At 47.0% G+C, this 9,048-nt stretch carries 7 protein-coding genes; 5 read left to right on the forward strand and 2 right to left on the reverse strand.

Annotated elements, in window-relative coordinates; genetic code table 11:
• Positions 1 to 141 precede the first annotated feature (141 nt).
• The 3 genes from QUA01_RS24940 (at position 142) to QUA01_RS24950 (ending at position 4,096) form a co-directional block, all read left to right on the forward strand.
• Entirely contained in the window at positions 142 to 1,029 is an 888-nt protein-coding gene (locus QUA01_RS24940) for an amino acid ABC transporter substrate-binding protein (RefSeq protein ID WP_333093121.1), read from the forward strand.
• 366 nt (positions 1,030 to 1,395) lie between these two features.
• Entirely contained in the window at positions 1,396 to 2,793 is a 1,398-nt protein-coding gene (mgtE, locus tag QUA01_RS24945; RefSeq protein ID WP_333093122.1) for a magnesium transporter, read from the forward strand.
• 358 nt (positions 2,794 to 3,151) lie between these two features.
• Positions 3,152 to 4,096 carry a hypothetical protein gene (locus QUA01_RS24950; RefSeq protein ID WP_333093123.1) on the forward strand — a complete coding sequence of 315 codons (945 nt, stop codon included), beginning with the start codon at positions 3,152 to 3,154 and terminating at the stop codon, positions 4,094 to 4,096.
• Between the two features lie 413 nt (positions 4,097 to 4,509).
• On the opposite strand, the gene QUA01_RS24955 is transcribed toward QUA01_RS24950, so the two are convergent.
• Both QUA01_RS24955 and QUA01_RS24960 read right to left on the reverse strand, forming a co-directional pair.
• Positions 4,510 to 5,031, reverse strand: coding sequence for a hypothetical protein (locus QUA01_RS24955; RefSeq protein WP_194008114.1), 522 nt, complete (start codon positions 5,029 to 5,031; stop codon positions 4,510 to 4,512).
• Positions 5,032 to 5,051: 20 nt separating this feature from the next.
• The gene (locus QUA01_RS24960) at positions 5,052 to 6,134 is read right to left on the reverse strand and encodes a ParM/StbA family protein (protein WP_194008113.1); all 1,083 of its coding nucleotides are present in this window, start codon (positions 6,132 to 6,134) and stop codon (positions 5,052 to 5,054) included.
• A 322-nt stretch (positions 6,135 to 6,456) separates the two neighbouring features.
• Here QUA01_RS24960 and ftsH2 point away from each other — a divergent pair, with 322 nt between their 5' ends.
• Positions 6,457 to 8,346 (forward strand): ATP-dependent zinc metalloprotease FtsH2, encoded by a 1,890-nt coding sequence (ftsH2, locus tag QUA01_RS24965; protein ID WP_194069270.1) that lies wholly within the window; start codon positions 6,457 to 6,459, stop codon positions 8,344 to 8,346.
• A 198-nt stretch (positions 8,347 to 8,544) separates the two neighbouring features.
• Positions 8,545 to 8,928: a hypothetical protein gene (locus tag QUA01_RS24970; protein WP_333093124.1), complete on the forward strand. Its 384-nt coding sequence runs from the start codon at positions 8,545 to 8,547 to the stop codon at positions 8,926 to 8,928.
• The last annotated feature ends 120 nt before the right edge of the window (positions 8,929 to 9,048 follow it).

The raw sequence follows: 9,048 nt of genomic DNA on the forward strand, positions 1-9,048 counted from the left end.
GCACACGATTTAGTCGGCATAGCCGATCGCTCTGCGTTACCAGGCATAGTTCAAAAGGGCCCCATTAACTCCAAAAATATATTGACAAAATTTGTTTTATTTGTATAATATAATCGGTCAAATATTTATAGGAATGCCAAAGTGACAAGCAAAAAAATCACCAGCAAAAGCCTAAAATTTGCAGCGATCGGCTGCGTATTGTCGATATTGTTTCCCGCAGTTTTACCTTCAGTTGCCTCCGCCGAAACAGCACTGCAAGAAATTAAGCAAACCGGCATTCTGAAAGTCGGCATCAGAAAAGATGCTGCTCCCTTCGGCTACTTAGAAGGCGAAAAGTGGCAAGGAGTTTGCATCGAAGGGTTAGAGCTTTTCCGAGCTGACTTAGAAAAGAAATTAAATCGCTCTGTTCGCTTAGAAAAACTCGAAACAAACCTCAACGAATCAGCCGAAAAAGGGCGATTTCGTAGCGTCACCAGCAAGCGCGCTCACCTGGAATGCGGGCCCAATACAATCCTCCAAAATCCCCCCAGCGGAATTGCCTATTCGCTACCTTTTTTATACAGCGGCACTTATCTGTTAGTCAAGCCAGAAAACAAACTGAGAGTCAATCCTTCGGGATTCCTGCAAGGGGCGACAATTGGCGTGTTGAGCGGTTCTCTTACCGAACAATTCATTGCAGGCAGATATCAACTAGCCAACCAGAAAATTTATCAAGGTATGGCGGGGAGAGAGTCTGGTGTGGCAGATGCGGCAGCCGGAAAAATTGATGCCTTCGCTAGCGATGGAATGCTGTTAGTTGGAGAAGCTCTGAGACAGGGTTTAACTCAAAACCAGTATTCTTTGATACCGGAGCAGCCTTTAACCTGCATTTCCTATGGCATGATCCTGCCTGCAGGTGATACTGAATGGAAAGAAACGGTCAATAATTTTATTCGCAATCAAAGTTCTACGAATTTGTTGGAAAAAGTGTTCGGGCCCAATTCTCCTTTCCTACCGATGAGTGTCGCCGATCAAAATAAATGTATTTGATCCCAAATCGGTTCAACAGTTGACAGCATATAGGTTGACAGTTACCCCGCGCTCGATCGCCAGGAGATTGCGGACAAGGGAAATTAATTTTTTTCTTCGATCCTTCAAGGGAGAGGCTTTAAACCAATTTTTTCTGGTAAAGTGCGGATTGTGTCATGGCAAGTTCGATCGCTGCGACGAGTGGTGTCAATAGGCTCTAAACTGGATTCAGGAAGGCGCGCAGCACAGGTTTATACCAGTTTCCCCCAAAAATGTAACTGTAGGTAAACTCCAAAACCGCTGACTCCGTAAGTCATCCCCAATTCTTTAATCGATAATCTTCTATGCGAAAATCGAAAAGCGAAAAGGGCATTAGGAGGGTCATCAGTGACAGAAAAAAGTTATCAATCGTCTTCGCTTCCCACTTATGCGCGAAAAGAACTGCGGGAATTAGTTCGATCGCAGTTAAGGGCTTTGTTAGAACAAGGAGACTTTAAAGGAGCAAAAGCGATTTTGCATCCGGTGCAGGAGGCGGACATCGCTGAAGCGATCGAAGGCCTGCCAGAAACCATGCAAGTAATAGCTTTCCGGTTGCTTTCCAAAGACGAAGCCATCGGAGTTTACGAATATCTCGACTCCAGCGTTCAGCAGTCCCTCTGCGAAAAATTCAAACGCCAAGAAGTCCTCGACATTGTAGACAAAATGTCGCCGGACGATCGAGCAAAACTGTTTGACGAACTGCCGGCGATATTAGTCCGCCGCCTTTTAGGTCAATTGAGCCCAACAGAACGCGAAGCTACGGCCCAACTTTTGGGTTACGAAGCCAGTACCGCCGGCCGGATCATGACCCCAGAATACATTTCTCTCAAGGAAAGCTTTACCGTCTCCCAAGCTTTAGACCGAATTCGCTCTTTGGCTAGAACTACTGAAACAATTTATTCTCTTTATGTCACCGACGCAGCCCGCAGCCTGACGGGCATTTTATCCTTGCGGGATTTAGTCACTTCTCCCCTGGACAAAACTGTCGGCGAAATTATGACCCGCGATGTAGTTTCTGTTCAGACTGGAACGGATCAAGAAGAAGTAGCTAGGCTGATCCAGCGTTACGATTTTTTAGCAGTACCCGTTGTAGACCGCGAACAGCGTCTTGTGGGGATCATTACAGTTGACGATGCGATCGACATTTTAGAAGAAGAAGCCGATAAAGATATTTATACCTTGGGCGGTGTCCAGTCCGGCGGCGACAATTATTTTCAGACCGATTTGATCACGGTTGCTCGCAAAAGGGTCGTGTGGCTGTTTGTTCTGCTCTTAACCAATACAGTCACTGGGGCAATTATTAGAGCGCAAGAAGATATTTTGCAGCAAGTAGTCGCCCTAGCAGCCTTTATTCCTCTGCTGACGGGCACTGGAGGCAATGTCGGTGCCCAGTCTTCGACAGTTATAATTCGCGGTTTGAACACTGACGAAATTACGGCTATGGGCCCGTTTAAAGTAATTGTGCGCGAGGGGATGGCGGGAGCGCTGTTAGGAGCTATATTAGGGACTGTAGCAACGGGCTGGGCTTACACTCTGCAAGGGAATTTAGCAGTCGCAATCGCAGTGGGAGTCAGTTTGTTGGCGATCGCAATTTTAGCTTCTCTTGCCGGTTCATCTCTGCCGTTTCTATTTCGTTCTTTGGGTTTAGACCCAGCTTTAATGTCTGCTCCTTTTATTACCACCGCCGTTGATGTCCTCGGAGTTTTGATTTATTTCTCTTTAGCTCGGGCAATTTTGCAGATTTAATATATTTAATGAGATGACGGTTAATAAAAAATTTAATTTGTTTTTCACCGCTGCTCAATTCACGGTCTGCATCCGATCGCACTTTATTTTTACCTGAATATTTATAGTTGATTTAAAAATCATGCAATTATAGGCCAATACGGTTTACTTAAGACGATCTCCCTGGCACACCCCTTAAAAAGGGGGGAACAATAATCCCCTCAAAGTCAACCCCTACTCCCCTTCTTAAGGGATTTAGGGGGATCTCCGGGGCATAAATATGTTAAGTGAACTGTATTGAATTATAGGCAAACTCCAAACTCCCATCGACCTCGGTCATTCCCAATCAACAATTAAAAATCAAAAATGGTATTAGCCTATGTCACCATCCAATTCACCAACTACAATCAAAAAATCCCAGCCTAGCAATTTGTTAGACACTGCTGAATTGGTTTTTCTTGCTGCTTCGGCTGCGGGATTGGCTGCTAGTTTGGTTTGGCAGCAGGGCGTTTATGTCGAAGTGCCTGTAGTGATTTCGCTGGTGTTGAATTTTGTGAACCGGCAGAAGCTGCACGGCCAAGTTAAAACAAGTACGGCGGCTGTGTTCGATCGTGTAAATCAACAAGCAACTATTACCGATCGCGCGATCGAGCAATTGCAACTTGCTGTAAATACCCTAGACGAAGCCCTAGGCCAAACATCTCGCGAAAACCTCAATGTTGGATCGGGAGAAAACGTACACTCTCTAATTTCCGCCATTGAGAACCTGCGCCAGCGACTAATCATTTTAGAAAAAACGATTAAAATGATTCAAAGCGATATCGAAGTCACCAGTCGCCAATTCAAACAGCGCCCGGAGTTGCAACAAATCGAAACTTTGACAACAATCATTCTCGACTTGCAGCAGTTTATCAACGAACTGCCGCAGTGGGGCAGTTTGCAGCAGCGGCAGCTAACAGAAATTCAGCAAAAAGCAGACAATGCTTTGGTCGAGCTTGCTCAAGAAATTGCTGCAATTCCCAACCGCATACAGGAAGCTGTAGCTAGTCGTGGCGGTGCAATCAACCCGCAGTTGAACGCTGGTGGCTCGAATTTGGAGTCTGACAGTTCTCAGATGCAGCATAATGCCGATCGACCTAAAAACCAGAACGAGAAAATTCGCCAAAAATATCCCAGAGCTTATGTAAAGTGGAGTCAGGATGAAGACGAAAATTTGCAGAAAGAATATGCTAGCGGTCAACAAATTGGCGAATTAGCTCAGAGATTTCAGCGACAGCCGGCTGCTATTCGTTCTCGCTTACAAAAACTAGGATCGATCGAATAATATCAAGGGAATTGACCAAACAGGGCCTTCGCAAAACAGGGCATTGGTTACTATTTCACGAAAATTGAGAACCGCTATATCGAGACTAATGATATCAATTCCGGTTGCACTCATACATGATGTTAACAGTTAACAGTTAACAGTTAATTTACTATTCCGATGCCAATAGATTTGATATGACTAACAACTAACAACTGAGGGCGGGTACGGGGCACCGCCCCTACCAACTAATAACCAATAACGAATAACCAATAACCAATAACCAATAACCAATAACCAATAACTAATAACTAATAAAAAAAGATCGCCTTTTTTTCAAAAGAGCGATCGACTTTATTTATTCTAGTACCGACTGTCAACAGCCGATCGCTAACATCAAATCTCAAGGCCCGATAGCCTTGTTCTACCTCATACTAGAAATCTTGCGGTAACAAAGAACTTAAACGCTCCAACAAAGGATCGGACTCCCGACGAGGCCCAACCTCAGCATCAGAAATGACATTATCATCCGCCACAGAATCAGACTTAATCGAGTCAGGCTCTACTACTTTTGAAACTGGGGCAAAAGAAACTTGAGCAAACTTACTGTTAACACTTCCCTGCAACTGATCCAACTGCGCGCCCAGTTGACTTAGGTGATGTTCCAGTCCTTCCAAACGGCTTAATTCCTCAGCAGAAACATGGCGCTCGAACTCAGCAAATTTGACCGCAAGTTCAGCTATACGCTGTTCCAAGCGCTGAAAGCTATCTGTTGTAGAGCCAGCAGACTCAGATACAGACAAAAACTGCCACAAAGCTTGCTTGCAGAGATTGCCGAAAGTCTGATACTTCGTAAAAGCCAACTCTTTTTCAATAGCGGCCAGTAAAGTTTGATCGGCAGCATCTTCAGTAAACGCCACCGAGAAATTCGCCTTATTTTTTGCCCACAGTGCCATAGGGTTCAAGCCTTAATGCGTTACTTAATTGTGGCTAGCTGAGCCTCAGCATAAATAAACTGTCCCAAAGCATTAGCTTTCCGAGAAGGTTGAGCCAAGTGAGCCTTAAGATTGGCATCTTTGAGCAAAGGTTGGAGTACCTCCCAGAAAAACTCGCCGCCACCGCCAGTCAGAACCACATCCGTCACCCGTTCTGGCAGCCACTGCACTAAACGTTCGGATAGTTCGTTAGCGAAAGCCTCCCGCAAATCCTTAATAATCGGATCTAAGTTAGTCGGCTTAGTCGCTCCTCTCGGACGGTAGAAACGCTCGCCTTCTGGTTTATTCACCGCTTCTAGTAAAGACAGAGATTGAGGGTCTGCCCCCGGAATTTTGGAGGCTACTTGTTCGTAGAACTTGTTCATGGCGAAAGAATCGCTCTTAGAAGCCGCCCGGGCGAACCGGAAACGATCGACCATTAACAAATCAGTAGTTTGGTGTCCGATATCGACAACAGCCACCGACAGTTCCGGTAAATCCGGCGTAAACTCCTTATTGTCTTGAGCCTCACACCAAATCAGGCTGCCGAATCCTTCCGGCATCACCCAAACGTGGCGGATGTCAATTTCCACGCGCTCACCTCGGTAGACCACCACGTGGGGAGAGCGAAGTTGGCTGATAATCTCTTCCTTTTCTTTTTCAAACTGATCCTGGGAATAAAAAGGCAAACCCAGCACTACGGCCATTTCGCCCTTCATCTGGAAATATCCAGCACAGGAAAAAACCTTAACCAAAGCATCCACTACTTTCGACTGGTCTGCGCCGCCGAGATTAGCGCCAAAGTCTGCAGCCAGTTGACCGATCGCGTATCCCTTGCCTTGGTACTCCAGCCACATATCCAACAGAGGGTCTGTTGCTTTGGACTCAAAGCTGCCGCCCCGCACCTTTTCCACTGGCATATTAGCCACGTTGGCGGGGATAAAAACAACGCCGTTTGGGTTGCGACTTACGCAAGCTTTAGTTGCAGTACGACCCAAATCAGCACTAATAATCGATTTGTGAGAAGCGATCTTAGTCTGCTGCGTCAGCATAGCCGAATTAGGAACAAGCTGTCTAGTTGTCATCGAAATGTGTTACCTCACTGAGCCTCACCATTATCATGCCTTATCCCTTGACACTGCCGCGCTTAAAGACAGTGGGTTTTGAGGCGATTCTTTTAACTCTACCTATATCGGTATCGAAATCAGCACCAAACATTATATTCGGGACGATCGCAGTTGCAGTAACTAACCTAACTTTTTTTTCTAGGGATCGCGAGCAAGGCCTGTTGCCCGATCGTGCATTGTTAAGTTAAATTTAGTTAAGATTCTGAGTGTAAAGTTTTGTCCCGCTCCTGAGGCACCGCGCTCTTACCCGATCTGTCCCCAATTCAAGGCATCCCTATTTATGAAAATTTCTTGGCGAACTATACTACTTTGGACTTTACCCGCCCTGGTAATCGGCTTTTTCTTGTGGCAGGGAGCCTTTGCCCCATCCCCAGCAGAAATGAGTAAGAACACCGCCAGCACACGCTTAAGCTACGGTCGATTCTTAGATTACTTAAACGCCGGTCGAGTCACCAGCGTTGATTTGTACGACGGAGGTCGGACGGCGATCGTCCTAGCCGTAGATCCCGAATTAGACAATCGCGAGCAGCGGTGGCGGGTGGACTTGCCATCAAATTCCCCGGAACTCGTTTCTAGGCTAAGAGACTCCCAAATCAGCTTCGACACCCATCCCCTGCGGAACGACGGCGCAGTCTGGGGACTTTTAGGCAATCTAGTATTTCCCCTCTTGTTAGTCGGAGGGCTGTTTTTCCTCTTCCGCCGCGGCGGTGGCAACGTGCCCGGAGGCCCTGGCCAAGCGATGAACTTTGGCAAATCCAAAGCACGCTTTCAAATGGAAGCTAAAACAGGCGTACTGTTCGACGACGTAGCAGGCGTAGAGGAAGCCAAAGAAGAACTTCAAGAAGTCGTAACATTCCTCAAAAAACCCGAACGCTTCACCGCAGTAGGGGCGAAGATTCCCAAAGGCGTGCTGCTAGTAGGCCCTCCCGGAACCGGTAAAACCTTGCTAGCAAAAGCGATCGCAGGCGAAGCCGGCGTGCCTTTCTTCAGCATCTCCGGTTCAGAATTTGTGGAAATGTTCGTCGGTGTCGGCGCATCCCGCGTCCGCGACTTGTTCAAAAAAGCCAAAGAAAACGCTCCTTGCATAATCTTTATCGATGAAATCGATGCAGTGGGCCGTCAGCGCGGCGCAGGCATCGGCGGCGGTAACGACGAACGGGAACAAACCCTGAACCAGTTACTGACCGAAATGGACGGTTTTGAGGGCAATACTGGGATTATCATCATTGCTGCTACAAACCGCCCCGACGTGCTCGACTCAGCGCTGCTGCGTCCGGGACGTTTTGACCGCCAAGTTAGCGTAGATACGCCGGATATCAAAGGCCGCTTGGAAATTTTGGAAGTTCACGCGCGCAACAAGAAGCTGTCTACAGAGATTTCTCTGGACGCCATCGCCCGCCGCACTCCTGGTTTTACCGGTGCTGATTTGGCTAACTTGCTCAACGAAGCTGCGATTTTAACAGCGAGACGCCGCAAAGAAGCGATTACGATGCTCGAAGTTGACGATGCAGTCGATCGCGTGGTAGCAGGTATGGAAGGCACGCCGCTGGTGGACAGCAAGAGCAAGCGTTTGATTGCTTACCACGAAATCGGCCACGCCGTCGTCGGTACTTTGATTCAAGCCCACGATCCCGTGCAAAAAGTTACCTTAGTCCCTCGCGGACAAGCTCGCGGCTTGACTTGGTTCATGCCTAGCGAAGACCAAGGTTTGATTTCTCGATCGCAAATCTTAGCCCGGATTAGCGGTGCTTTGGGCGGCCGCGCAGCCGAAGAAGTAGTTTTCGGTGATGCTGAAGTTACCACCGGTGCCGGCAACGACTTGCAGCAAGTCAGCGGTATGGCCCGCCAAATGGTTACTCGCTACGGGATGTCTACCTTGGGCCCGATCGCCCTAGAAGCTCAGCAAAGCGAAATTTTCCTCGGCCGCGACTACACGGCGCGATCGGAATATTCCGAAGAAATTGCCTCTCGGATTGACGGACAAGTCCGGGAAATTGTCGATCGCTGTTACGAAGATGCCCGCCGCATTATTCGCGAAAATCGCACTGTGGTCGATCGTTTAGTCGATTTGCTGATTGAAAAAGAAACCATCGACGGCGAAGAGTTGCGCCTGATCGTCTCTGAATATACTTTTGTTCCCGAAAAAGAACAGTACGTTCCTCAGCTTTAAAAAGTTCAAGGCGAATATTCAGGGCGAATAGAATTCGCGACTACACAAACAAAGTCCGCCTGCGCGGTGTAAAGAAATTCAACCCGCGCAGGCGGGTTTTGTCTGTTTAGCAGCGGTTTCAACCGCCGACTCAAAAGAAACTTTAAAAAGTTCAAGGCGAATATTCAGGGCGAATAAAATTCGCTCAAAAGAAACTATATGATTAAGAATTCATCGATTTGTTTGATAGTAATTTCAACATTAATTTCCGTCAACACTTTGAGCGCCCGCGCCGAAAAATTAAGATGTTTTGTAGATATTTGCATCGACCCCAGCAGCGTAAAATTAAGCAAATCCGATATTCCCGGTGCTCCTTCGTATCCCGTCAGAATTATTTTAGGCACTCAGCAGTTTAGTAACGAGAAAATGCTGGTGCAAATGGAAGTTAACTGCAATTCGCGAGAGTTTAGAACAGTCAGAATTAGCGAAGATGGCGAAAATTGGTCGAATTTCGATCCGAGATGGACTTTGGTCGATCGCACAAACTCATATTTGTCTCGGCTGGTAGACTATAGTTGTCAATTGGCGATCGCCGAACAATAGCATAAATACAACAATCAGTAGACCAACAAAAAAACAGATCGCCGATAAGCTGAGACGCAGCTAGATTGTATAATATAAAAAAATAAGCAATCATTAGTTATAGTGTATGCCAGCCAAAAA

It is taken from the genome of Microcoleus sp. S36a_B3, from assembly GCF_036700745.1.
In the GTDB taxonomy this organism is placed as follows: domain Bacteria; phylum Cyanobacteriota; class Cyanobacteriia; order Cyanobacteriales; family Microcoleaceae; genus Microcoleus.